The sequence below is a fragment of the candidate division KSB1 bacterium genome (genome assembly GCA_034506255.1).
GTDB classification, from domain to species: Bacteria; Zhuqueibacterota; Zhuqueibacteria; order Zhuqueibacterales; family Zhuqueibacteraceae; genus Coneutiohabitans; species Coneutiohabitans thermophilus.
In genome coordinates this window covers 380,898-405,823 of sequence record JAPDPX010000001.1, presented here as the reverse complement: position 1 = coordinate 405,823, position 24,926 = coordinate 380,898, and the positions used below count along the sequence as shown (strand labels likewise).

18 protein-coding genes are annotated in these 24,926 nt (G+C 58.0%); 1 reads left to right on the top strand and 17 read right to left on the bottom strand.

Annotated elements, in window-relative coordinates; all coding sequences use genetic code 11:
* Positions 1-4: 4 nt before the first annotated feature.
* Entirely contained in the window at positions 5-1,153 is a 1,149-nt protein-coding gene (locus ONB52_01735; protein MDZ7414860.1) for a cytochrome c3 family protein, read from the bottom strand.
* Positions 1,154-1,196: 43 nt separating this feature from the next.
* On the opposite strand from ONB52_01735, the gene ONB52_01730 reads away from it, so the two are divergent.
* A complete protein-coding gene (locus tag ONB52_01730; protein ID MDZ7414859.1) occupies positions 1,197-1,445 on the top strand; it encodes a hypothetical protein in 249 nt (82 codons plus the stop codon).
* Positions 1,446-1,632: 187 nt separating this feature from the next.
* Here the strand turns inward: ONB52_01730 and ONB52_01725 are convergent, their stop codons facing one another.
* The 16 genes from ONB52_01725 to ONB52_01650 all read right to left on the bottom strand — a co-directional run bounded on the left by ONB52_01725 (position 1,633) and on the right by ONB52_01650 (position 24,907).
* Positions 1,633-2,175: a cytochrome c family protein gene (locus ONB52_01725; GenBank protein ID MDZ7414858.1), complete on the bottom strand. Its 543-nt coding sequence runs from the start codon at positions 2,173-2,175 to the stop codon at positions 1,633-1,635.
* Positions 2,176-2,687: 512 nt separating this feature from the next.
* Complete coding sequence (locus ONB52_01720) at positions 2,688-3,701, bottom strand: dihydroorotate dehydrogenase-like protein (GenBank protein ID MDZ7414857.1); 1,014 nt, start codon at positions 3,699-3,701, stop codon at positions 2,688-2,690.
* A 48-nt stretch (positions 3,702-3,749) separates the two neighbouring features.
* A complete protein-coding gene (gene nifJ, locus ONB52_01715; protein MDZ7414856.1) occupies positions 3,750-7,334 on the bottom strand; it encodes a pyruvate:ferredoxin (flavodoxin) oxidoreductase in 3,585 nt (1,194 codons plus the stop codon).
* A 605-nt stretch (positions 7,335-7,939) separates the two neighbouring features.
* The gene (locus ONB52_01710) at positions 7,940-8,530 is read right to left on the bottom strand and encodes a T9SS type A sorting domain-containing protein (GenBank protein MDZ7414855.1); all 591 of its coding nucleotides are present in this window, start codon (positions 8,528-8,530) and stop codon (positions 7,940-7,942) included.
* Between the two features lie 514 nt (positions 8,531-9,044).
* Positions 9,045-11,063, bottom strand: a complete 2,019-nt coding sequence (locus tag ONB52_01705) for a T9SS type A sorting domain-containing protein (GenBank protein MDZ7414854.1) — start codon at positions 11,061-11,063, stop codon at positions 9,045-9,047.
* A gap of 54 nt (positions 11,064-11,117) precedes the next feature.
* The gene (locus tag ONB52_01700) at positions 11,118-13,217 is read right to left on the bottom strand and encodes a YCF48-related protein (protein MDZ7414853.1); all 2,100 of its coding nucleotides are present in this window, start codon (positions 13,215-13,217) and stop codon (positions 11,118-11,120) included.
* Positions 13,218-13,410: 193 nt separating this feature from the next.
* A complete protein-coding gene (locus ONB52_01695) occupies positions 13,411-14,880 on the bottom strand; it encodes a T9SS type A sorting domain-containing protein (protein MDZ7414852.1) in 1,470 nt (489 codons plus the stop codon).
* Positions 14,881-14,911: 31 nt separating this feature from the next.
* A complete protein-coding gene (locus ONB52_01690) occupies positions 14,912-16,561 on the bottom strand; it encodes a T9SS type A sorting domain-containing protein (GenBank protein ID MDZ7414851.1) in 1,650 nt (549 codons plus the stop codon).
* Between the two features lie 14 nt (positions 16,562-16,575).
* Entirely contained in the window at positions 16,576-18,150 is a 1,575-nt protein-coding gene (locus ONB52_01685) for a T9SS type A sorting domain-containing protein (protein MDZ7414850.1), read from the bottom strand.
* Between the two features lie 357 nt (positions 18,151-18,507).
* Positions 18,508-19,362 (bottom strand): T9SS type A sorting domain-containing protein, encoded by an 855-nt coding sequence (locus tag ONB52_01680; GenBank protein ID MDZ7414849.1) that lies wholly within the window; start codon positions 19,360-19,362, stop codon positions 18,508-18,510.
* On the bottom strand, positions 19,359-20,039 hold the full coding sequence (locus ONB52_01675; protein MDZ7414848.1) for a glycoside hydrolase: 681 nt from the start codon (positions 20,037-20,039) through the stop codon (positions 19,359-19,361). Before ONB52_01675 ends, ONB52_01680 begins: the two co-directional genes overlap by 4 nt.
* A 90-nt stretch (positions 20,040-20,129) precedes the next feature.
* Positions 20,130-20,861: a hypothetical protein gene (locus tag ONB52_01670; GenBank protein MDZ7414847.1), complete on the bottom strand. Its 732-nt coding sequence runs from the start codon at positions 20,859-20,861 to the stop codon at positions 20,130-20,132.
* 413 nt (positions 20,862-21,274) lie between these two features.
* A complete protein-coding gene (locus ONB52_01665) occupies positions 21,275-22,108 on the bottom strand; it encodes a hypothetical protein (GenBank protein ID MDZ7414846.1) in 834 nt (277 codons plus the stop codon).
* 489 nt (positions 22,109-22,597) lie between these two features.
* Positions 22,598-23,857 carry a T9SS type A sorting domain-containing protein gene (locus tag ONB52_01660; protein MDZ7414845.1) on the bottom strand — a complete coding sequence of 420 codons (1,260 nt, stop codon included), beginning with the start codon at positions 23,855-23,857 and terminating at the stop codon, positions 22,598-22,600.
* A gap of 198 nt (positions 23,858-24,055) precedes the next feature.
* On the bottom strand, positions 24,056-24,265 hold the full coding sequence (locus ONB52_01655) for a hypothetical protein (GenBank protein MDZ7414844.1): 210 nt from the start codon (positions 24,263-24,265) through the stop codon (positions 24,056-24,058).
* Between the two features lie 48 nt (positions 24,266-24,313).
* Positions 24,314-24,907, bottom strand: coding sequence for a diheme cytochrome c-553 (locus ONB52_01650; protein ID MDZ7414843.1), 594 nt, complete (start codon positions 24,905-24,907; stop codon positions 24,314-24,316).
* Positions 24,908-24,926: the final 19 nt, after the last annotated feature.

Here is a 24,926-nt window from a genome sequence, read left to right as displayed (position 1 = left end):
AGTTTCAACCACGCCGCAGCATCTGCTTGCTCTTGCGGATGAAATCCAGGCCGTTGTGCAGCAGCATGCCGCCAATCACCACCACGATCAAACTGAGATAAATGGTGCGCACGATCGCCACCACCCGGCCTTCGCGCTGTTCTTCGGTAACGTGCACCGGACCGCGCGCGAAGTTGGCGCTGGCGTTGGGGTGGCATTGCCCGCAGGTTTTGACCAGATTGTCGGGGTGAATCATCGAGCGGGCATCGGAGGAGGGCAGGATGTTGTGTACGCCATGACAACTGCCGCAATTGGCGGCCGACAACCGGCCGGAACGCAGGGCCAGACCATGAAAGCTGTCGGCAAAAGTGGAGACGCGCCCGGCGCGCATGCCATATTTTTCGGCAAGACGCGTCGAACCATGGCAGCGGCCGCAGGTCTCCACCGCCACGTTGCGCGCCGATGTCGGGGCGCTCGCCACCGCCGGGGATTCAATGGCGTGCTCCATGTGGCAGTCGGTGCATACCGGCGCAGCCCGCAGGCCGCGCGCCACCGCCGTGCCATGCACGCTGGCGACAAACTCTTGCGCGATTGCCGGGTGACAGGACCCGCAGGTTTGGGGAATGTTGAAATGATAGACCGGCGACGCGGGATGGTTGGCATCAAGAATCTTGTGACTGCCGTGGCACCGGCTGCAAGTGGCCGCACTGTCCACGCCCGCCAGCGTCAAACGGCCGTGCACGCTGCGATTGTAGGCCGTGACTGGATCCTTGATGGGGATGTGATACTTTTTGACAATCGCGGGATCGGCGTGACAGCGGCCGCAGGTAAAGGCCAGTTGTTTCGGATTCACCCACGACAGCGTATCCGCCTGCGCGCGAATGTCGTGACTGCCATGACAATCACTGCAAGTCAGCGCCTCCGCGAGCGGCGCCCGGCCATGCACGCTTTCCGCAAGCTCCGCCACCGCCTCTTCGTGGCAGGTGTGGCAGGCGGCCGGCGCCAGCTTCTCCGGGTGTGGAATCGCGGTGATGTCGGCATGGCAGGTCACACAGTCAAAACCGGCGTGCACGGAATTTTCCAAATGTCCGGGAATGACGAACAGGGAACGCTCCCGGCCGGTGCTGTCGGTGGCCGTGAGCGCTTCGTCTCCGTGGCATACCAGACAAGCCATTTCCTCCTGGGCGGCAGCCGGTTTGGCGGACAGCAGCCACCATATGAGCACCAGCAAACCGGCGGCCAAAGGAAAAACCGGGCGCTCAAAAATCGCGGCCCCGACACCAGCAAGAGTCACAGCTTTGCCAAAACGGTGTGGAGTCATCGTCAACAGTGCTCCCGCTTCACGCTGTGGGAAGTATTACCCGGCAAAAACCATCACGACCGTGAAGATTTTGGGACGGGGATTTTCACGGCGCCACGCCGATGAAAATCCGGCGTTCCAAGCACCCGGGCGGCTTTTCGAATGACCATCTGTGGTGCTCCGTGTCCCATGCCATTCGGTTGCAGCAGAAAAGCCGCGGTGCGTCATCACGTCAAAGTCCGTCCATGCCCGCAGGCAGGGAGGGGCAACCGGCATCGCCGGCGCAGCGGCGCCTCAGATAACATGACGTGCCGGTCGCGCCGCGGCCAATTTCCCAGATCACAACCGACAGCCTAGAGCTTCGGTGTCGGATGGGCGATTTTCTTGCTGTACTCCACAAAGTTGAAGCCCTTGAAAGTCGGGCTTTCGGAGTTGTGGCACTTCAGACAGGTTTTCTCATCACCCTTGATCAGGCCGACGGTTTCGGGTTTGATCTTGCCGGCGTCCAGATCCTTCATCACCGTCATGCTTTTGTACTCCGAGCCCGCGCCATGGCAGGATTCACAGCCCACGCCCTCCCCGGGCTTGAAGCTGGCCGCGAGTTGCGCCGCAGGCACGCCCGCCGCGGTGTCATGGCATTTCAAACAGCCAGGATCTTTTTGCGGATCCGCGATGCCTTTCTTCTTGGCAATTTCCAGGGCCGCCGGGCTTGCCAGCGTGGCAAACGCCCTGGCATGCGGACCATTTTGCCAGATGGTGAAAGCGGCACCGCTTTTGGGCGCAAGGTGACAGGCCTTGCAGGCGTTGGCACCAACGTACTTGGCTTTGCTTTGCGCCATCAACACGACCGGCAGCAGTGCAATCAGCATCAACACAAGACTTGTGCGTTTCAACATGTTCACCCTCTCTGTGTTAAGTTCATCCCAGCACGACACAGTTAACAGCTTTTCGTCTCACATGCACGCTTCCCCCAAAATGCGAGCGCAACGGTAAAAAGCAAGTCCCGTCTGCGACTTGCCCGGCTCGCCGGCAGCCCGGGCTGGGACAACTCTTTTCCGCGCAGGCAAGAATGCCGATTGGCTCATTCATGTTGCTGCCCGTGCGGCGTACTCATCGCTTGCAGTCGGGAGGCTCAATTGGTCAAATCTCATGCCATGTCTCACAAAATTCAGAAGGTGATTTTTAAGCAATTATCCTCCTGCTCATTCACGGTGCGCTCGCCACTCTGCCGGCCATTCTCATCTCTGCGAAAAGAATTCCGAAATCTTGCAGCGCGAACAAAAACGGCGCACTCGTGGGAGTACGCCGTCAGCGGCGCGATCACCGGCATCGCAACACTGTTTGCAACCAGCGCCCACTGCCGCGGTATGCCCGCGGACGCTTTTGCCCGCTGCGCAGCACACCGGCACTACAATGCCGTGTGCTGCGCCTCCGGCTTGTAACTCTGCAGGGCTTTCATGTACTGCGCGCGCTCGAAGGCGGAGGGATCCGGACAGTTGATCTGACTCATGCTCCCCCGCATTTGCCGGACGGATTCGTATTCGTGCTCTTCCATCCAGCGCACCAGATTTTGCTCGACGCGGCGGAGATGATCGATGCCATAGCGCAGCAGTGCGGCCGCCATCATGGTCACGCTGGCGCCCACCATCAGCATCTTGACCACGTCCGTGGCTTCATGGATGCCACTGGTGGCGGCGAGATCAGCCTGCACGCGGCCGTAGAGTATGCCGATCCAGGTCAGCGGCAGTCGCAAAGATTGCGGCGTGCTCAGCAGAACATTGAGCCGCACCTCCAGGTTCTCGAGATCGATGTCCGGCTGATAGAAGCGGTTGAACAGCACCAGACCGTTCGCACCGGCCTGGTCGAAACGATGCGCCATGTTGGCGAAATTGGTGAAGAACGGGCTGAGTTTGACCGCCACCGGAATTTTCACCGCCGCTTTTACCGCGCGAAGCACGTCCAGATAGCGCTGCTCGAGTTCCGCGCCCGGGAGTTCGAGATCCGTGGGAATATGATAGAGGTTCAATTCCAGCGCGTCGGCACCCGCCTCTTCGATCAGCCGGGCAAAGTCGATCCAGCCGCCAACCGTGGACCCGTTCAGGCTGGCGATGATGGGAATGTCCACCGCCTGCTTGGCGCGCCGAATGTGCTCGAGGTAACCGTCCGGCCCGAGATGAAACTCCTGCGGCTGGGGAAAATACGTCAGCGCTTCGGGGAAGCTCTCGGTGCCATAGGTGAGATGGTGATTGAGCTCGTAGGTTTCGAGCCGCAATTGCTCTTCAAAAAGGGAGTACAGCACCACCGCCGCCGCGCCCGCCTCCCGCATGCGCTCAATGCCGCTGATCTCTTCGGAAAGCGGCGAGGCGGAAGGCACCAGTGGCGAGCGCAGTTTCATGCCGAGATAGGTTGTGGTCAAATCCATGGGATCATTCTCCGTCGCGTTACCGAACCCAGCGCGAAAGCGAGTCGCTTACGCTTTCCCCTCTTCATCTCCGGCCTTGCCGTTGCCAACGGGCCGCGCCGCCAGATACTCATAGAACTTCCAGCGCGCGTTGACCTCCTCCTGCGCCTCCTTGAGCATGCGCTTGGCGTCCTCCGGTCTGCTCTTGGTGAGTATCTTGAAGCGGTTCTCCATGTAGAAATATTTGTCCAGTGGCAGTTTGGGGGCGGGAGAATCAAGCGTCAGGGGATTCTCGCCATGTTTGGCACGCTCGGGATGGTAGCGATACAGCAGCCACTGCCCCGCCTCCACCGCCGCTTTTTGGTTCTGCATGGCGGTTGCCATGTTGATGCCGTGGGCGATGCAATGGCTGTAGGCGATGATCAACGACGGCCCTTCATAGGCCTCCGCCTCCAGGAAGGCCCGCAGGGTGTGTTCGTCCCTGGCGCCCATGGCCACGCGCGCCACGTAGACGTTGCCGTAGGTCATGGCAATCAGACCGAGATCTTTTTTTGGCGCTGGCTTGCCGCCGGCCGCGAACTTGGCGACGGCGCCGCGCGGTGTGGCTTTCGACATTTGACCGCCGGTGTTGGAATAGACTTCCGTGTCGAGCACGAGCACGTTGACGTCCCGGCCGCTGGCGAGCACATGATCCAGCCCGCCGAAGCCGATGTCATAAGCCCAGCCGTCCCCGCCGATGATCCAGACACTCTTGCGCACCAGCGCGTCGGCGAGCGGCAGCAACCGCCTGGCCTCGGGTGTCGCCAACCGCTGCAGCTTCTTCTTGAGCAAATCCACGCGCATGCGCTGCTCATAAATGTCGGCCTCGTCCTTTTGCGGCGCGCCCAGAATGGCATTGACCAGGTCATCACCCAGCATGCCGGAGAGATCCTGCAGCAGTTGCGCGGCCATCTCTCTCTGCTTGTCGATGGCCAGACGAAAGCCCAGGCCAAACTCGGCATTGTCTTCAAACAGGGAATTGGACCAGGCCGGGCCGCGGCCCTCGGCGTTTTTGGTCCACGGCGTGGTGGGCAGATTGCCGCCATAAATCGACGAGCAGCCGGTGGCATTCGCAACCAGCGCGCGATCGCCGAACAATTGCGTCAGTAACTTGATATAGGGGGTCTCGCCGCAACCGGCACATGCCCCGGAAAACTCGAACAGCGGCTCCTGCACCTGCTGCTGGCGAATGCTGCTCACTTTGACCTGGCGCCGGTCCATCTCGGGAATGGTCAGGAAGAACTCCCAGTTTTTGCGCTCCGTCTCGCGCAGCGACGGCTGCGGCCGCATATTGATCGCTTTGATGCGCGTTTCGGATTTCTTTTTGGCCGGGCACACATCCACACACAAGGCGCAGCCGGTGCAATCCTCCGGCGCCACCTGGATGGTGTATTTCAACCCCTGCCACTCGCGGTCGCGCGCGTCGCACGCCTTGAACGTGGCAGGCGCCTGGGCGAGATATTTCTCCTCATAAGCCTTGATGCGGATCACGGCGTGGGGGCAAACCATGGCGCATTTGCCACACTGGATGCAGATGTCCGGCTCCCACACCGGAATTTCCAGCGCGAGATTGCGCTTTTCCCATTTCGCCGTGCCGGTGGGGAAAGTGCCGTCCACCGGCAGCGCGCTCACCGGCAGTTCATCGCCACGACCGGCAATGATGGCACCGAGCACGTCGCGCACGAAAGGATCGGCCGGCATGAACGGCGGCGGCGGAATGGCAAGGCTGCCGTTGCGGTTGGCCGGAACCTTCACTTCATACAAATGCGCCAGCGTGCGGTCAACCGCGGCCAGGTTGATGCGCACGATCTCCTCCCCCTTTTTGCCATAGGTCTCCACCACCGACTGCTTGATCGCGGCAATGGCCTCCTCCCTGGGCAGCACCCCGGAGAGCGCGAAAAAACACACCTGCATCACCGTGTTGATGCGGCCGCCCATGCCGCTCTCACGCGCCACCCGGGTGGCATCGATGACATAAAATTTCAACTTCTTGCGGAGAATGTCCTCCTGCATCTTGCGTGGCAAATGACCCCACACCTCCTCCGGCCCGTGGGGCGAATTAAGCAGAAACGTCCCTCCCTCCATGATGCCCGTCAGCATGTCGTAGCGCTCCAGAAACACCGGCTGGTGGCAGGCGACGAAATTGGGCCGTGAGATCAAATAAGTGGAACGGATGGGCTGCGGGCCGAAGCGCAAATGCGAAACCGTGACCGCGCCCGCCTTCTTGGAATCATAAACAAAATAGCCCTGCGCGTAATGGTCGGTATGCTCCCCGATGATCTTGATCGAATTCTTGTTCGCGCTCACGGTGCCGTCCGAGCCCAGCCCGTAAAACAGTGCACGAATGACGTTGTCCGGCTCGGTCGAGAAGGCCGGGTCATACGGCAGGCTGGTATGCGTCACATCGTCCTGGATGCCGAGGGTGAAATGATTCTTCAGCGTGCTGCCCGCGAGATGATCGAACAGGCCCTTCACCATCGCCGGCGTGAATTCCTTCGATGACAGGCCGTACCGGCCGCCGATAACCTTCGGCAGACTCTGCCGCCAGCCCTGCGTCATCCCCTCATGCAGGGCATTGACACAATCGAGATAGAGCGGTTCGCCGGCACTGCCCGGCTCCTTGGTGCGATCCAGCACCGCCACGGCCTTGACCGTCTGCGGCAGCGCCGCCAGGAAGCTGCGCACATCGAACGGCCGGTAAAGCCGCACTTTCAGCACGCCGACATTCTCCCCGCGCGCATTGAGATAATCCACCGTCTCATGCGCCGTTTCGCATCCCGAGCCCATGAGAATGATCACCCGCTCGGCGGTGGGGGAGCCGTGATATTCGAACAGCCGGTATTGCCGGCCGGTGAGCCGGGCAAACTGATCCATCACCTCCTGCACCACCGCCGGGCAGGCGAGATAGTAGGGATTGACCGTCTCGCGCGCCTGGAAAAAGACATCGGGATTCTGCGCCGTGCCGCGCAGCACCGGATGATCCGGCGACAGGGCGCGGCGGCGGTGCGCCAGAATCAACTCCTCGTCGATCAGCGCCCGCATCACCTCTTCGGAAACCAGCGCGATTTTGGAGACCTCATGCGAGGTCCGGAAGCCGTCGAAGAAATGCAGGAAAGGTATGCGCGCTTTGAGCGTGGCCGCCTGGCTGATCAGGGCAAAATCCATCGCCTCCTGCACCGAGGCCGAACCGAGCAGCGCAAAACCGGTGGCGCGTGTCGCCATCACGTCGCTGTGATCCCCAAAAATCGAAAGCGCATGTGCCGCCACCGTCCGCGCCGCCACGTGAAACACCGTCGCGGTCAGCTCGCCGGCGATCTTGTACATGTTGGGGATCATCAGCAACAAGCCTTGCGACGAAGTGAACGTGGTGGTCAGGGCGCCGGCCTGCAGCGCGCCGTGCACCGCACCCGCCGCCCCGCCCTCACTCTGCATCTCCACGACGGTCGGCACGATGCCCCACAAGTTGGGCATGTGCTCCGAAGCCCAGGCGTCGGCCAATTCGCCCATGGGCGAGGAGGGTGTGATGGGATAGATCGCAATGACTTCATTCACGCGGAATGTCACGTGGGCCACGGCCTCATTGCCGTCGATCGTTTTGAAAATTTTCGTTTCCATGTCGCTGTTTCAAGGATGGAATGATTACCTCACTTGCTTCGCAGCCGTTTGGATGGCAGTGATCCGGCAAACTGCCCACCCCCGGCGGAAACAGCAGCAGGCCGCCAGCAAAGCAATCGCCGCTGCAAGATACCCGGCCAACGCAGCCACCCCTCCGAGGTTTGCTCTCATGTGAAATCTCGGGAGGTGCAGCGCGCATGTCCGCAAAGTCAACTGACAGGCTGCCTGCGATTCACTGTTTGAAAGCGCAGGGCAAAAACCCTTTTGACTTGACAGGCATCCGCCTGCTGTGGCTTGAATTATAGCATCTCGAGTGCCAAAAGCAACTGTGCCGCTGAAATTCGCTTTAGCCTGCTGTAATTTCGTGGATTGCTCCGCCTCGAACGAAACAGTTGAACTTCATTAAATTCCTTACTTTGGGAAAATATGCCGGGGCTTTTCGCAAAATTGATAGGGAGCAATTGATTCTGGGACCTCTCCAGGCGGGCGCCACCGACAAGTAAAATGTCGGAGAGGGAAGCTCATCAACAAAGGACAGTTGCCACAGGAGGCTGAGGGGCGGTTGGACTTTTGCGGAAAAGAAAACCTCCACGGCGGGTTGCACCTCATCGCACGAGCGCGACTTTGCGCGTGATCGTCACATGACCCGCACGCACGTGACACCAATAAACCCCGCTCGGCGGTTCGTGGCCGTGGCGATCGCGGCCGTTCCAACTCACGTGATACGTGCCCGCTGCCTGCATGCCTTCCGCCAGGACTACCAGCTCGTGTCCGAGCAAATCATAGATCGCCAGCCGCACCTTGACTGCCCGCGGCAACTTGTCACTCATGCGCGTGCTTTCTGCAAAAGGATTGGGATGGTTCGGCGCGAGCGTGTAGTAGTTCGGCAGTTCCGGCTGCGGCTCCTGAAACGCCCGGCGATCAGCAAACAAACCCTGCCCGGGATGCCACAGCCGCAACTGCTCGACATAAAACCTCAACAACATCAGGCTCGACAAACGATCGGCGCCGAGGGCGGCTACAAACGCATGCACCACCTCCTGCATGTCACCCGGCGCGAGCGTGAATGGCCCGCTGGGAAGATAAAAGCGCCGGTCACCAGCAGAGGATGAATAGTCCGTTCCCAAACCGTCCAGGAAGCCGGTTCCAGTTACCGGATCGCCGGAAAACACAAAGGCATTGGGGGGGCATGGCACGGGGAAAATCGTAACGCAGGCTTCCAGCCTGCAAACGACGAATTGAAACACCCGACTGAAAAAATTTTATCCGCCGGGTTTTTCTATCCGGTGGAAAAATCTTTGCTTTTTGCACCGAATCGACCGCAAAAAGGCTGAGAGACCTTGACGATTCCTCTTCTGCAGATTTATCCATTTGCTGGCAGGCTCGACCACAAAGAGAGCAACCGTCAATCGTCGAGAAGTCGGATCAGCACATAGCACCCTGCGGACGGGAGAATCGTCCACACATGCGCAGGATGAGACACACCAGGAAGAAGCTGACGGGGATACGCACCCTGCAAAGGACAACTTGACCCGAATGAGCAAAGTCGGAAAACCCTGCAAACCTTCCTGTGGGAAATAGCGCTGTCGGCGACGAAAGCTGACTGATTGCGGAAGCGAGTATCACTGAAGAGCCCGTTTCAGGAAAACTGCACGGCGGGATCTGTGCAGGGGGGCACGGAGAAACCCGTGTCCTCACCGCACCCGCTTCTCATCTCATCAAAACCAAATGCTTCGTCAGCCGCACCTCGCCCGTCGTGAGCTGATAAAAATAATTTCCATTCGCCACGCGCCGGCCGGAATCATCGGTGCCATCCCAAAAAACTCGATGCGCGCCGCCCGCCAATTTGGCGTTGACCAATTGCCGCACGAGCTGGCCGTTGATCGAATAAATCGCAATGCGCACGTCGCCCGCCGCCGGCAGTTGAAAACTGATCACCGTACTTGCATCGTTCGCCCAAAATGGGTTGGGAAAATTTTGCTGCAAGGCAAAACTCGCCGGCGACTCTTTGTTTTCCGCCACGGAGGTGACATTGCTCGGCAGAATCACGATCACCCCGAATTTCGTGGTGCTGCCCGTGCCGCATTTCGCAGGATTGATATAATAGAAAAGCTCATTCGCCGTTGGCGAGCTGATCGTGCGCTTGAACACGTGGCGATGCGTCAGCGGAAAAGCCTCGCCGAGTTTCGCCGCCCAGTCCTGCTGCCGGCGCTGATGAAACAGGTTCGCCCAATCGTTGATCGTGCGGCCCGAGGCATTGGGATTGAGCACCGGCCCGCCCACTTCGGCCTCCCAAAATTTTTGCTCGTAAATCTCCACAAAGATCGCATCGGAATTATCCCACGCGTTCTGCAATGCTGACTCCAGCTCAATGACGTTGCTCAGAATCACGGTTTGAAATCCCGTGATCTGCCCCGCCGCGCCGGCTTGCAACACCCAGCGATTGGGGCAGCCCGAACCGACTTCGCCAAAGGGAGGAACGGCAGGATGTTTTCCCTCGTTTGGACACGGCGGTCGCGGCGGCGTATGATCCTGCGGTCTGGGCTGGAGGCCGTTGTGCTGCACCACGAAGCGCAGGCCGTGTTCGCGGGCACCCTGCTTCAAGATCGTTTCCGTCTGCTCCGAGCCAGTCGGCAGGGGAGAAGTCAGCGGAGGCTTGTATTCGCCATTGTTGTTGACCAGCGGGAAACCGTCCTGAATGAGTTGATAGCTCATCTCTTTATCGGGAAATTCCGCCGCCAGCATCGCGATCTGTTGGCTGTAAAATTCATACAGCGCGTTCGGCGTGTAGCTGCCTTGTTCCGCCCAGACCTGCGGATTGCAAATCGGGCAATTCGGCAGACAGTGTTTGGGCAAACGGTTTTCATGCGAAAACAGATTCGCGCCGGAGGGTTTGACGTAGGCCAGTGCACGATACCAGGCGTTGCGCTCGCGAATATGCCGCGCCGCTGCGCGCCACAAATCGAAATAAAGCTTGCGGTAGTTCGGATCGGCCGGGCTGCCGAGGTCCATCACCGTGCCGCAGGTGCTGCCGTCGGAATCATCCTGAAACGTAAGCCGCTTGACGACATTGGCGCCCGCGATGGCCGGGTTGAAGATCCAATCGGGTGTGCCCTTCGCTCCGGCTTTGAAGGACAGACTGTACAATTTGCCGTTGCGCACGGCTTTTTCAATTTCGCGATCCATCGCGGTCCAGTCGTAAACCCCGGGCGCAGGATTGACCTCATCCCATCGCAGCCGGATGAACACGCCGGTGAGATTGGGATTCTGCCACGTCCAATCCATCGTCGCGTAATTGGCGCCGGTCGGGCAGAGATATTGATCACCGACTCGCGCCGGCGAACGCAGATAATCGCAGGAGGGATTGGGCTGGCCGCGCGTTTCGATGACAAAGCCTTCGCCATCCGGCCCGAGCGTGAAAATGCCGGAGGCCGCGCGCGGCATCGGCCCGGTGAATTCATTCGGATCAGCCGGGTTGTACGGTTTGTACGCCGAACAAGAAACACTCAGCGAATCAATCGGATTCACCGGAATGATGGCATCGGTGCGCGAACTGAATTGCCACTGTACCGTGTCGCCGTCGTGGATGTACGTCCATTTCGGCTCGAACGAGCCGTCCGGCTTTACCAACACCGTGTGCGTTTTCGGTTGCTGCGCGAAGGCAAGAGCGCCAAGCGTTGACATGAACAGCCAAATGAACCGGGCAAGCTGAAAAAGGCTCTTTTTCATTTTCAACTCTCCGAGGTGGAAGGAATTGACAGATTGGAAACCTTCGCAGCGAGATTATTTCACCAACAAGGCTTTGCGCGTTTGCGAAAATTGGCCCGCGGTGAGTTTGTAAAAATACAAACCGGTCGTTGTCTCTCGCGGCGTAAACGTTACGCTATGAGTTCCGGCTGCGAGATTACCTTCCACCAGCGTCGCCACCTCTCTGCCAGTCACATCGAACGCCTTCAGTGTCACGTGACTGTTCACCGGCAACTGAAAACTGATCACTGTTGAGGGGTTGAACGGATTCGGATAATTCTGCTGCAAGATGTACTGCTCCGGCACCCGATCAACTGTCCTCTCGCTGACCGCAGTGGTGCCGCCGCTGAATTTCAAAATCGCGCCGATCACGCCCGCGCCCCAGCCGGTTCCGGCAGCGGTAAAGTAAATCGCATTCTGGCTCGGCGTTGACAAATTCAACACGCTCCACGTGGCGCCGCCATTCGTCGTTTTCTGTATGGTGCCGCCTACTGCAACGATCCAGCCGGTGTTGGCATCGATGAAATGCACCGCATTGAGTGTGGGCGCGCCGGTGGTGATGCCGCTGGTTTGCGGCGTCCACGTCGTACCGCCATTGGTGGTTTTGATGATGGTGTTGCGCGCGCCGACGGCCCAGCCATTATTCGCATCCACAAAATGAACATCGAACAACGTGTTTGTGGTGCCGCTGGTTTGTGAAGGCCAGGTGACGCCGCCATCCGTCGTTCGCAAAATCGTGCCGTTTTGCCCGACGACCACAACGGTGTTGGCATTGAAGGCATGCACATCATGCAGAGTCAAAACGCTGCCACTGGTTTGCGCATTCCAATTGGTGCCACCATCCGTGGTTTTCAAAATCGTTCCCTGGCCGCCCACCGCCCAAGCGGTATTGACATCAACGGAAGTGATGGCATTGAGATCCCAGTTGGTGCCGCTGCTTTGCGGCGTCCACGTTGTGCCACCGGTGCTGGTTTTGAGAATCGTGCCGACCTGCCCCGCGATCCACGCGGTGTTCGCGTCGATGACTTCAACATCATACAAATAACGCTGCGTGTTGCTGACCTGCGCCTGCCAGGTGAGGCCGTCGTTGGTTTTGAGAATGGTGCCCAGCTCGCCCACGGCCCAACCGGTGGCGGCATTGAAAGATTCGATGTCGAGAAAGGCGATGGTCGGCCCCTGATTTTGCGCCACCCACGTCGTGCCGCCATCGGTGGTTTTGAGAATGGTGCCATTGGCGCCCATGGCCCAGCCCGTGGTGGTGTTGATAAACCGCACGGCGCGCAGAATCTTCGTCGTGCCGCTGATTTGCGGACTCCACGAGGCGCCGCCATCGCCCGTTTTCAAAATAACGCCGTCAAAGCCCACGGCCCAGCCGGTGTTCGCATCAATGAAGAAAACATCGAGCAATTGCGTGACGTTGCTGTTGAACACCGTCCAGCTCGCGCCGCCATTCGTCGTTTTGAGAATGACGCCGCCATTGCCCACCGCGATGATGGTGGTGGCATTGATGAACTGCACGGCATTCAGGATGGCGTTGGTTCCGCCGCTGCGCGTGGTCCAGCTTGTGCCGGCGTTGGTCGTCGTCAAAATCGTGCCGCTTCTGCCGACGGCACAACCGTTGTTGGCGTCGAGGAAATCGACATCATTCAAGGCTTGCGTTGTGCCGCTGGTTTGCGTCGTCCAGCTCGTACCGCCGTTGGTGGTACGAATGATAGTGCCGGCATCACCGACAGCCCAGCCGGTTTGCGCATTGAAGAAATCAACGCCGCGCAGCGTGGAGAGCACGCCGGTGTTTTGCAAAGACCAGTTCGTGCCGGCGTTGGTGGTTTTGTAAATGCGATCGCCGGGACCAGCGGCAAAGCCAGTGGTCGCATCAGCAAAGCTAATTGCCTCGAACTGAACCGTGATCAACTCACCGCCAATGTTGTGCTGCAAGCTCCAACTCGTTCCGCCGTCTGTGGTTTTAATGGCGGTCGAGGCCTCGCCCACCGCCAGAACCGTGTTCGCATCGAAAAGATGCAGATCGTACAGCGCGTAGCCTTGCGGCAGGGGATTTTGCCACTCCCACTTGTTCTGGGCGAGAAGAACAATCGGCAACAGCGCAATGAAGATGAATCTGGTTGGGGCAAATTTCATGATCAGTCTCCTTGATTTTTAATAGTGTTGAATTTTACCCAAAGGCAATAACAGAAACAGGAATGGCAGAAATATCTACGCTTGTTTTCAGCAAAAAACTCCTCGTTGTGCGGCAACAAGCATCAAATATTTCCGGCAAACATTTTTATGTCACGTCTTGGTTGTCGGGTTCGGTTGCGAATTGAAAGCCGTGTTACTTGATCAACGCCGCCTTCCGAATTTGGGTAAATTGTCCGGCCGTGAGGCGGATGAAATAAACGCCGCTGGGAAGATGAGCGGCATCGAACACGATGGCGTGTTCGCCTGCCGCAAGTTTCCCATCTACCAGCGCCGCCACTTCGCGGCCACTCACATCGTACACCTTCAACGTCACATGACTGCTCACTGGCAACTGAAAACGGATCACGGTGTTGGGATTAAACGGATTGGGATAATTCTGAAACATCCGAAACCCCGCGGGATACGCAAGGGAGCCGACAGAGGTCACCGTGTTGTAAAAATCGAAAAGCTTATTCAACACCGAGGCAAAAGTGGGTGGCTCATTTGGCCCGCGATTTTCGGGCGCAACGTCGTAAGGGTAAGCGCGACCGCTGCCTCCGGCTTCATCACTGTGCAACACGGCAAAATCCCAATGCAGGTTCAGCGCGCGCGACTTGGCGGCGGTGCGGAGCACCACTTTTTCATATTCCCATTCATCAGCCGCATGGGGATGGTTATGCTCCAGGCCCGCCTTCCAGCCGAAACTCCGGATCATGGCAAATGCTCCGGCGTCAGCCAATTCATGCCAACCCCGGGCATTTTCGAATTGAAGAGAATCCTGCCAATTTTTGTCGAACTCGAGGCGGAGGCCTTCAAAATTCAGGTGCGCATATCCTCTTTGATCATGGCGCATCGTTTGGTACAGTGTCTCATAAGCCTCCCACCAACCCTTTTGCTTGTCATGATCGCGCCTTTGCAGCAGGGCATCGCCCAAATAAAATTTGATCTCTGGATACTCTGCCTGAACCGCCTTCATATATTCCAGCGCGCAGTAAACATTGTTCTGCAAGCTGCGCTGCCAAATGCCGGAGAGCACACTTTGGAGTTTTATGGAGCTGACGCGATAGCCGTCATCGAAGAGACTGTCACACACGCCGTTGACGAGACGCAGCGTCCGTTGCACCAATTCCAGCCCCTTGGTGTTGCGGGGATAGATGATGGTATCCTGCCCATTCGAGGTGCCATACATTTCCCAGGGAACGAAATCGCCTTTGGAACCCACTGTGTGGATTTGCAAAGCGACGCTGTGCGCATGCAGCACCGGCAAGATCAATTTCAAGTAGGCGGTGTGGAGTTCGTCGGCTGGTTTGTCACCGAAATGATCCCGCAGCAGCCGCAGAAATTTTTCGCCCATGCCATTGGGAGCGCCACCGGTTTTGAACAGATTCTCGTGCAGGGAATAAACGGCCATGTTGTCGAGGGCGCGGCTCCACGTTCCGTGATTGTACCATCGTGCCAGCATGTCCGGGACGAACTCGGGTTCGCCGTCGCCGTTGACCTCCACAAAGTCGTCATGTTGAAACCAAATCTGCGTTTCGCCATCAGCTTGCGGGACGGCTTCGCCGGGCCAAAGCCACAACAGGACAAGCACGCCAACAGCCAGCATTTTTGCGGTGAAAAACATGACAAACTTCTCGCGAGGTTCAAGCGTGGTATCATCGCAAGGAGATCGCCTTGCGCGTTTGCGAAAATTTTCCTGCGGTGAGTTGGTAGAAGTAAATTCCTCCCGCCAGATCGCGCGGCGCGAACGTCACGCTGTGATTTCCCGCCTCAAGATTACCCTGCACCAGCGTCGCCACTTCGCGGCCAGTCACATCAAACACCTTCAGCGTCACGTGACTGTTTGCCGACAACTGAAAACTGATCACGGTTGTGGGATTGAACGGATTCGGATAATTCTGCGCGAGCGCAAAAGCCGCTGGCAGGGCAGCTTCTTTCTCCTTCACACTCGTCAAAACGCCGCCAAGTTGTGGAGAGAGATTGCCATACTGCGTGCGATCGGCCAGCTCATAAATTGCCGCGGCCACGCCGGCATTGGTCGGCACCCCTCCTGCCCCTACCGGTTCCAGTGCATTGCGAATGCTCAGATGATCGAAGGGTGTGAACGCCTCGTTGTCCGCAGCAGTCGCCGCTGAACGACCAAGCACGCTTTCCACATACGCGCGATCGGGATTCAAGCGTACGAAACGCGCGCCGGCCCGGCGCATGCCCTCGTATTGGATCAGCACATGCGGATGATCCGGCGCCGTTTGCAGATGATCCACGGCCGCGGCTTCGACGATGAACATGAGATTGGGAAGCTGCCTGACGACCTCTGCAAACCAATGCCCGTCGTCACGCCAATGCCAAAACTCCCCGGTCTCCGCAACACTTGCGATGTGTGCCGGCAACGGCATGGGCAGTAAATTGGCCGCGCTCGCCGCTGCGATGACGCGATTGGAATAATAAACTTTCGGGACATTGTCAACGCGCCAGAGATGTGGCCGCAGGATGAAATCGACCCCGAGGTCGGCAATGCCATTGCGATTGATGTCGAAATACAAACCGCCACGCAGCGCCGGCCCCTGCGCCGCGATGTTGACCGTGTCGCTGTACGCCAGCAGTGACAAATCGAATTCGCCGGTATCAGGATTGTAGGCCGGATTCACGGCGGGATTCTGCCCACTCACGCCCGGCCGCGGCAGCGCGCCGCATTCGAGATTGGCCATGCCATCACCCACCGGCGACTCCCAATTCACGATCCACGCGAGCCCGGCGATTTCGCCACCGTGCACGCCGGCGACACCAAGCGTGGCATTGCCGCCATTCGACCAGCCGACAAGGCCGACATTGGAAGCGAGCGGAACGATGGAATTCACCAGTTGGGAGAGTTTTTTGCCGTTCGCATCTGCCGTTGTGCCCAATGCGAAGCGGATGACGTCGCGCAGCGTTTTCAAACAATTCGGCCCGCGATCGTCATAAGCGCCGCCACTCAATGTGGCGCCCGAGCCGCCACCGGGAAAATTGAAACGAATCTCGATGCAATCCGGCAACGACCACGGCGGATTGGCAACAGTAAGCCCGTTGCTGCCAAAGCCGCCGGCGACATGAATGATCACCGGCGCGCCGAGGGAGCTGTAGCGCGCCCGTGTGGGCGGGGTGATGCGAATGAAAATTCCCTCTGCGCCGCCGGCCTCGGAAGCAAGGCGTGTTTCGACCAGAGTCTGCGCGCTCACAGGGCTCAACGGCATGATCAGCGCGATGGCGATGAGCCACGCGGGGAGTTTTTGCTTTCGCAGGATGATCTCGCTACGGTGTTGTCGCATTTCTTGCCGCTCCATTATTGGATCAACACCGCCTTGCGCGTTTGCGAAAATTTTCCCGCAGTGAGCTGGTAGAAATAAATTCCTCCCGCCAACTCGTGCGGCGCGAAGGTTACGGTATGATTTCCTGCCGCCATCTCGCCATCCACCAACGTCGCCACTTCTCTGCCATTCACATCGAACACCTTCAGCGTCACGTGACTGCCCACTGGCAACTGAAAACTGATCACGGTCGAGGGATTGAACGGATTCGGATAATTCTGTGCGAGTGCGTAGACCTGCGGCATTTCCAACGCCGGCTGTTGCACGCCGGTAATCACGCCCTGCCGTTTTCTGAAATACACGCTCTGCGCTGCACCGCCGGATTCGAAAAAAACCTCGTAATTCACCGCGAAATCGCCGTTCGGAAAAATCGCCGCGGCCTTGAAGCCGATGGTCAACGTGTCCCAATCCGTCGCAAACTCCGGCGGATTCGGCAACCACGTCGCGCCGCGATCGAGAGAATATGCCACCTTCATATCCGCGCGCGCCTGGCCGCGGAAAAAATCGCGTTCATCTTTCCACGTTGTCCACAACACGTTGCGCACCGGATCGTATCGGCTGCCCTCCAACAAATGCGAGCGTATGCCGTTTTCCGAAAGCTGGCGAAATGACCTGGGATTCCACGTGGCGCCGAGATCGTCGGAATAAGCATAGCGAATGTTCGCGCCCGCATGCGCGTTGCCGGTGGGATATTGATGATAAAACAGATGAAGCCGATTGAATGAATCAACCACGAGATCGGGATCGGAATCGATGTGCGTTCCCGTCACCACTGGCTGCGGCGTGCTCCAATTGGCGCCGCCATTGGTGCTGGTGGCCATGATGATGTTCCACTTTTCACTCACGCTCACGGAGTCGCGCCACGGAATGGCGAGTGTGTCGCCCGCAGTTTCAAACTCAGCATGCGGGAACGCGGATTTTCTGCCGTCGTTGGCGCTGAGCATGACTGGCCGGCTCCACGTTTGACCGCGATCGGTGGAGCGCGCATAATACACCTCGCTGATATGGCCGAGATCCAAATTGCCCTCGTGCCACATGGCGTGCAGGCGGTTCTTGCGGTCGATGGTCAAATGCGTGGAGAAATTATCGTACAACACTTTCGAGCCCACGCGTACGGAATCGGTGAGCACGTTCAGATTCGCATCCAGACGCGAGCAGAACAACGCCGCTGGACTTTTTGCGGTCCACAAAACGTAAACGACGTCCGCATCATCGATCATCAATTTCGGCGAGCTGCCGCCGATCACGAGACTGGTGGGCGTGAACTTTTTGGGCGGATTGAGCCAGGTGTCGCCGCCGTCGTCGGAATAGGTGAAGTAGTGCCCGAGGATTTGATTTGAATTGTTGGGATTCAATTCGGTCGTCGTAATGATCACCCTGCCGGTGGAGGTGACGACCATGTTGTTGAACAATTGCCCGCGTTGCGAGCTATTGGGGTTCGCTTTGGGCAAAAGCTTTTCCGGCCCCCAAAAGGGGCCGACGCCGTGCTGCGCGAAATTCACGCGCGCCACCAGCAGTAAAACAGAAAAGCAAACGACGGACTTCTTCATAAATTTTACTCCGTGATTTTTGTTGAGTCTTTGAGTTGAAGAGTAGCTACCATTCCGCAGAGCTTTCATGCCACATGTCACGCCGCGCACGGCACGAACCGCAGCGCAGGCCGCTTGTCTGCCTGCAGGCTGGAAGCCCAATGTCACTAGCTTTTTCAAGAAAGTCATGACAGGAAGATGTATGGCAGAAAGATATTCAGGTTTCTTACCAAGCGACCAAGAGTGTTTTTGATGAAAACCCGCCCACATATTTTTGCCATTCATTTTTCTGTCATTGCTTTTGAATTGTTTTGCCCGCAATTGGCCTGCCTTTCCGAAAAGTTAGCAGCATTGGGCTGGAAGCCTGCGTTACAATTCCTACTTCACAAAAACCGCCTTGCGCGTTTGCGAAAATTGACCCGCGGTGATTTTGTAAAAATAAATTCCGCTGGCTAAATCGCGCGGCACAAACGGCACAGCATGATTTCCCGCGGCGAGATTGCCTTCCACCACCGTCGCCACTTCTCGGCCATTCACATCGAACATCTTCAGCATCACGTGACTGCTCACTGGTAACTGAAAACTGATGACTGTTGACGGATTAAACGGGTTGGGATAATTCTGCTGCAGCACAAACTCCTGCGGCATGGCAGAGGGCGCTTCACTCACGCCCGTGCTCACGCTGCGGCGCTCGGTGTAGTAAATCGTCGAAGGCGTGCCGTCGGAGTAAAATGTGTTGAAATGCGCGCGCACAATGCCGTCCGGCCCGACTTTGAAATTGTGAAAACCGTACTCGAGGCTGCCGCCATCGGAGAGAAACTCCGGATTGCCGAGGGTCGTGCCGCCATTGGTGATGGCGGCGCCGATGATGTCCGCGCGCCGGTCGAACGGCGAGACGAAATCGCGCTCGTCCTTCCAAAAAATCCACACCACATCGTTGGCATAATCGTATGCCTCCTTCACGAGATGGCTGCGCACATTGGCCGTCGAAAGCTGCTTGAACGTCCAGCTCAGGCCGTGATTGGTGGAATAGCCATACTTGACATTGGCCGATTGCGGCGCGCCGCCTTGCGGATACTCGTGATGCGCCAAATGAAAAATGCCGTTTTTATCAACAATCAGACTGGGATCGGATTGAATGCCACTGCCGCCGCTCACCAGCAAAGGCTGCGACCAGCTTGCACCACCGTCGAGCGTGTACGCCATCATGATGTCCCAATTGCTGCTGCTCACGCTGTCGCGCCAGGCAATGCCGAGCGTGTCGCTCGTCGCGCCGGAAAAGCCGGCATGGGAAACGCCGAGTGCATGTTGTCATCCTTGCTCAAACGCAACGGCGCGCTCCACGTCCGTCCGCCGTCGAGGGAGCGGCTGTACATCACTTCGGAGTACGATCGCGATTGCACCTCGCCGTCCATCCAGCAGGCGTGCAAACGATTCTTGCGGTCGGTGGTAAGCTGGCTGTAGGTGATGCGATAGCGCACGCTCTTGGAAATGCGCAGCGTATCCGACCACGTTTGTGTGGCCGCGTCCCAGCGCGAGTAGAACAAACCGGAAGGCGTACGCGCCGACCAAATGGTATGAATGTTTCCGGCGAGATCGAGGTCCGCGCTGATGGTGCTGTTGGCGCCGGTTTTCGTGGCCGGTGTAAAAAGCGTCGGCGCCGGCGCATTCCAGGTTTTGCCGTTGTCGCTCGAACCAACGTAGTAATTTGCGTTGTTCTCTTTGTAAAAAATGATGACCGTGCCGTTGTTGGTCACCACCATGTTGTTAGCCACCGCGCCGGTGGCGGAGGCGTTGGGGTTGGATTTTGCCACCGGCGTGGGCGTTGACCAACGCGGATCGATGCCGTGCTGCGCCGAGGCGGAGAATGCAAAGAGAAGGTTGATGATCAGGCAATTTGCTCGCTTCATGGTTGCTCCTTTTTTATTCTCGTGAGAGTAACTTTTGTAGTAGACCCTTCAGGGTCCGCGCCTGAAGGCGCGACTACGAAATGTCATTTTTCATTGATGCATCTTCATCACCATTTTCCACGTGCGGTCGGGCAGGCGCACGACGAAGGGATCGGTGACTTGCCAGCCGGCGGGCGCGGTGAAACGCACGCCGGCTTCCTGCGTCCAATTCAACCCGTCGCTTGAAACAAAGCTGCCCACGGTTTGATTGCCGCGTTGATTGAAGGCGTACAAGCGCCAGCAGCCGTCATCGAGCTTCACCGGCGCGGTCGTGCCCCATTCGCGCAAGCCCAGCGGCCCGACGTAGCTGAAATTCAAGCCATCACGGCTGCGCGCCATAATGGTTGCGCCCTCGTTGAGGCTGAAAACATACATGAACCACTCGTCGCCCACTTGAAACACGTCGGGATCGACCAAACCGTCGCGTGCAAAGACCTCCTGCTCCTGTGTGAAATGAACGCCGTCACTCGAGATCGCGCTGTAGATCGAATGCTTGTCGGTGGTGTTGGGATTCTGCTTGCTGGCGTAGTAGTAAAGCCGATAGCGGCCATCCGGCAATAGCACGATGCTCGGATCCAGCGCCTTGTCGTTGGCGCGATTGGCGATGGTGCAACCGAGCACCGTGAAAGTCACGCCGCCGTCGCTGGATTCGGCGCAGTTGGTGTTCTCCGGCACCCGCGAGGCATCGACATAATAGATGCGAATTTTTCCTGCGGGTGTCACAATCGCAGCGGGCACAGAAGCATGATCGAGCAACATGCGATTGTCGAAAGTCCAGTTCAAGCCATCGCCGCTGGAGGCGCTATAGATTTGATGAAAGTACGGCCCGGCCTGTGGCTGCGGCGGTTGTGGCGCGGTCGCGGGGTTTGTTTCTTTTTTGCAGCCACAAAAGAGGCTCGCCAGGGCGCACAATGCCGGCAGGGAAAAAGGGCAACAACAAAAATTGAGTGAGTGCTTCATGGTATTCTTGTGGAGATAAATTCGTAGTCTCGCCTTTGGGCGTCGGGGTTCGGTAAAAGCTGAACGTTTGAAGGCATCACCACAAACATTCATTTCATCATCTGGTGTCGAAGCCGACATGGGCGGTTCTTCTGAAATGAACCGGAGTGCAAAACATCAGCATTGCAACGATAAATCGTTGCACTCCGATTTCGAAGTTTGCAGGTCGGAAGCCCGCGCCAAATCCAAAGAGAACCTCACTGCAACGCCTGCCAGGCCGTCATCGCCATTTCCCGGCGATCGCGAGCCTGATCAAGGGCAGCCCACTGCCCGATGAATTGCCGCGCTTGCTCATCACTCCACAACGGCGGCCCGATCAAGCCATTTTGTTGACGAAACCACTTCACCGCGAGCCAGGTTGCCCATGCGGCTTCCACGGTGTAGGGCACACCTGCATCACGCGAGGGGACACTGCCGAATTCCGCCTGCTCGTGCCAATAAACCGCCGTGCATTCCTGCGGGCGCGGGTTGTGGCCGCGAAACTGGGCTGCTTTCATGCACGCCTCGTGCGAATAGGAGTCCGCCAGGGCGTGCAAATAAATCGCCAGCGCCAGAGACGATTTGCCTGCAACTGGCTGCTCGAGGCCGCCGTTGACGGAAGCGGCTGGCACGTCCACGGACAGCGCATTGATACCCGCAACCGCCCACTTCTCGATCTCGTTCAGCTCGGGATGGTCCGCGCAGGCGCCGGCGGCGCTGATAAAATAAGCGCAAGTATTGCGTCCGCCAGGATAGCTCCATCCGCCGGTTGCGCTGCTGCTGTCCCGTCGCGCGAAATGCCAATAGAGAACATTTTTGCCGGTGCGTTGCGTGCTGTCGATTACCACTGCGGTCGAATTGCTGAATTCGCCTTTGAATTCACCGGTGTCGGTGGCTTGATCAGCAACTGCGATCAGCTCGGCTTCCTCCGCGGTGAAACCGGCGGCGCGACAGAGCACGCGCATCAATTCATAATGAAAGGTGCTGTGCGCCGCGGCGTTTTTGGTTTTGATGTCTTCGCCATAACGCCAGGCTATGGACAAAATCGTCACCAGTAAAATTCCAAAGACAAAAGTAACTTTACAAGGGAATTTTCGGGCAAAAAGGTGCTGCGGAAACATGTTGATTCTCCCTGCGCAATTGGTCAATTGAACAACAGCCCGCGTCTTCTGCAGTCAAAAAAAGAAGAAAGCGCTTGCGTGATTGGGGAAATATCTCAATTGCAGTAGTTGAGGGCAAACTAGGCAAGCAATTTTTTTGCCATCCAGTAACTCACTGCCAAAACGGCCTTTTGAGATGGCGACTGAACAAAGGGGGACAGGAAAGCTGACGGGAATGTTCGCGTGGGGACAAAATGGGCAGAGCGCCCAAACGCAAGCTCTGCAGAAAGTGTCCTGCTGTTCTCGTGAGGGCAAAGGGTAAGGAAAAGTCCAAAAGGCTGCAGAGCGAGCGGGAAGAGGTGCTATGGCTGAGGCAGCCGGCCGCGAATGTTTGCCTGACAGACTATTCCCGGCCGCGCCGCCAAGCCAATTGTTGGAGCGCTATCTGATCAAAACCATGCGTTGCGTTTGGGTATGGCTGCCGGCAGTTAAACGGTACAGATAGATGCCACTGGCCAGACCGCGCGCCTGGAAGGTGATGGCGTTCACGCCGGCCGGTCTCAGCTCGCGATTCAGCAGCGTAGCCACTTCCCAGCCGAGCAGATTGTGGACCTTCAGCGTCACCACTGCCGGCCGCGACAATCGGAAGGAAATCGTGGTGGCGGGATTGAAGGGGTTGGGATGGTTCTGCAGCAACGTAATGCCGGTTGGAACAGGCGCCGCGTCATCCACGCCGTTGGTGGGCAGCGCCCGGCTCCACACGCCGTGACTGGCAGAAAGGCCGGCATACAATTTTCCTTGGTGGATGAAAATCGCGCTGACAAAATCGCCGGCGAGCGGCAGATTGCCGGTGAGATTGTTCCAGTGAACGCCACCATCGGCAGTGGCAACCACACCCACGCCATCCACTGCAGCATACAGCGTGTGATTGAACAGCAGCAAATCATCCACCACGCCGTTTTGCAATTCTGTTCCCACACTCTGCCAGGTCGCGACGGAATCACGCGAAACGTACAATCCGGAAGTAGTGCCGGCGTAAATGGTTTCGCCCTCCACTGCCAGCGACAGCACACCCTGCACGCCGCCAAGATTGCGATTCTGCCAGGTTGCACCACGATCCAAGCTGACTTGCAAATTGCCCTGTCTGCCGCCCAGCGCCAGGCCAACCAGGATCAAGCCTGATTTCGTCACGGTCAGCGCGGTGATTCCGGCGATCCCGATTGGGAATCCAATGCCGCTGCGCTGCCATTTGGCCTGTTGCACGGCGGTCTTGTAAACACCGCTTGGCTGCAACCCCGGCGCCCATTCAATGGCAGCGTACACGGTGTCGCCAATCACGGCGAGGCCGCCGGCAAAAACCTGGGTTTCAAATCCTTCGTTAAAACGCGTCCAGGTGGCTCCGCCATCGACGCTGCGGCACACCCCGCCGCCCAGCATGGCGGCCCACACCGTGTCCTGGCGAATCTCCAACGCCCGGATGTCATAGTCCATCTCCGGCAGTCCGGTGGGATGGACTTGAAAACTGGCGCCGCCATCGCTGCTAATCCACAAACCACTGTCTTCGCTGCCGGCAAAAATACGTGTGCTGCCCGATGCAAAAACCAAAACACGGTCTGCCGGGGAGGGAACCGATTGCCATTGCGCGCGCGCCGCACTCACAGCCAGCAGCACGCCAAGCCAGAGCTGCATTCTTGCCGGCATTTCTTCTTACTCCCTGTTATGCAACGCCGTGATCCTCGTTGACTGCCGCGTTTGCGCGTGACCTTGCAGCGCGGCGCAATGGGGTATTGCACGTTTTGCATGCAGGCTCACGGAGTGTGCCCTGATGCAGCGAAACTACTACAACAGCCGGCCGGGCTGTGCCAGCCATCGTGTGACGAGATTATGCAACGCGGCCTGTCATTTCAAAGGCTCGCCGGCCGAATCGATGCGGCGCGCATCGTGCTTGGTTCTCTTCAATTGAACTGAACACACTATGACAGCCGAAATCTGCCGGCGCAGGATCCGTGTTTTACCTTTCGTCACCCCAAAAAGACAAGATCGGCTGGACTCTTCACGCATCCTGTCAATCCAATCAATCGTCGAAAACCGCTGCTGCAGTCCGGTCACGAACCTGCCTCATCTTGTTTCGTGCAGAAACAGACCGGCCCGGCCGTACTACTGCGCCATCGATACCGTCCGAACGGGCGGCACCGGCAACGGCACCTGATTCGTCACCGGCGGCAGGCTGCGCAAATAGGCCCAGATCGCTTTGAGATCATCGTCGGACTTTTGACCGATAAATTGCCACGGCATGGGCGGCAGAATATCGCGACCATTGGGATAGCCTTGATGCTTGCCGCTGCGCAATGTGCGAATGAAACTTTCTTCCGTCCATTCGCCAATGCCGGTGCTGGTATCCGGCGTGAGATTAGTGGCGAAGCTCACCCCCCACGGCCCGGCCCAGGCAGTCAGCATGGAACTGCCGGTGATGATGATATTGCGCTTCTGCAAATCTGCCGGCGTCCATTCGGGATGGGGCAACCCGGCCGGATGGCCGGCAAGCAAACGCGTCGAATCCGGTACCGGCTCGCCTTGTGCAGTGAACACTTTCGGCGTGTGGCAATCATGGCACAGGCCGGTGTTCACCAGATACTGACCGCGCGCAACCAGATCAACTTGCGTCGACTTCAACTCCTGCGATTTGTTTGCGCAGCCCGGAAAGAGCGCCGCCGGCAAAATCGCAAGCAACACCAGAAGGGACTTCCTCATGGCATGCTCCGTTGGTTTT

Coding starts and splice junctions, on each gene's coding strand:
- ONB52_01705 (MDZ7414854.1), bottom strand. CDS start 11,063: ATGAAAAAGAGCCTTTTTCAGCTTGCCCGGTTCATTTGGCTGTTCATG.
- ONB52_01685 (MDZ7414850.1), bottom strand. CDS start 18,150: ATGAAGAAGTCCGTCGTTTGCTTTTCTGTTTTACTGCTGGTGGCGCGC.
- ONB52_01735 (MDZ7414860.1), bottom strand. CDS start 1,153: ATGGCTTGTCTGGTATGCCACGGAGACGAAGCGCTCACGGCCACCGAC.
- ONB52_01695 (MDZ7414852.1), bottom strand. CDS start 14,880: ATGTTTTTCACCGCAAAAATGCTGGCTGTTGGCGTGCTTGTCCTGTTG.
- nifJ (MDZ7414856.1), bottom strand. CDS start 7,334: ATGGAAACGAAAATTTTCAAAACGATCGACGGCAATGAGGCCGTGGCC.
- ONB52_01660 (MDZ7414845.1), bottom strand. CDS start 23,857: ATGCCGGCAAGAATGCAGCTCTGGCTTGGCGTGCTGCTGGCTGTGAGT.
- ONB52_01725 (MDZ7414858.1), bottom strand. CDS start 2,175: ATGTTGAAACGCACAAGTCTTGTGTTGATGCTGATTGCACTGCTGCCG.
- ONB52_01730 (MDZ7414859.1), top strand. CDS start 1,197: ATGAGCACCAGCAAACCGGCGGCCAAAGGAAAAACCGGGCGCTCAAAA.
- ONB52_01650 (MDZ7414843.1), bottom strand. CDS start 24,907: ATGAGGAAGTCCCTTCTGGTGTTGCTTGCGATTTTGCCGGCGGCGCTC.
- ONB52_01675 (MDZ7414848.1), bottom strand. CDS start 20,039: ATGAAGCGAGCAAATTGCCTGATCATCAACCTTCTCTTTGCATTCTCC.
- ONB52_01720 (MDZ7414857.1), bottom strand. CDS start 3,701: ATGGATTTGACCACAACCTATCTCGGCATGAAACTGCGCTCGCCACTG.
- ONB52_01690 (MDZ7414851.1), bottom strand. CDS start 16,561: ATGCGACAACACCGTAGCGAGATCATCCTGCGAAAGCAAAAACTCCCC.
- ONB52_01700 (MDZ7414853.1), bottom strand. CDS start 13,217: ATGAAATTTGCCCCAACCAGATTCATCTTCATTGCGCTGTTGCCGATT.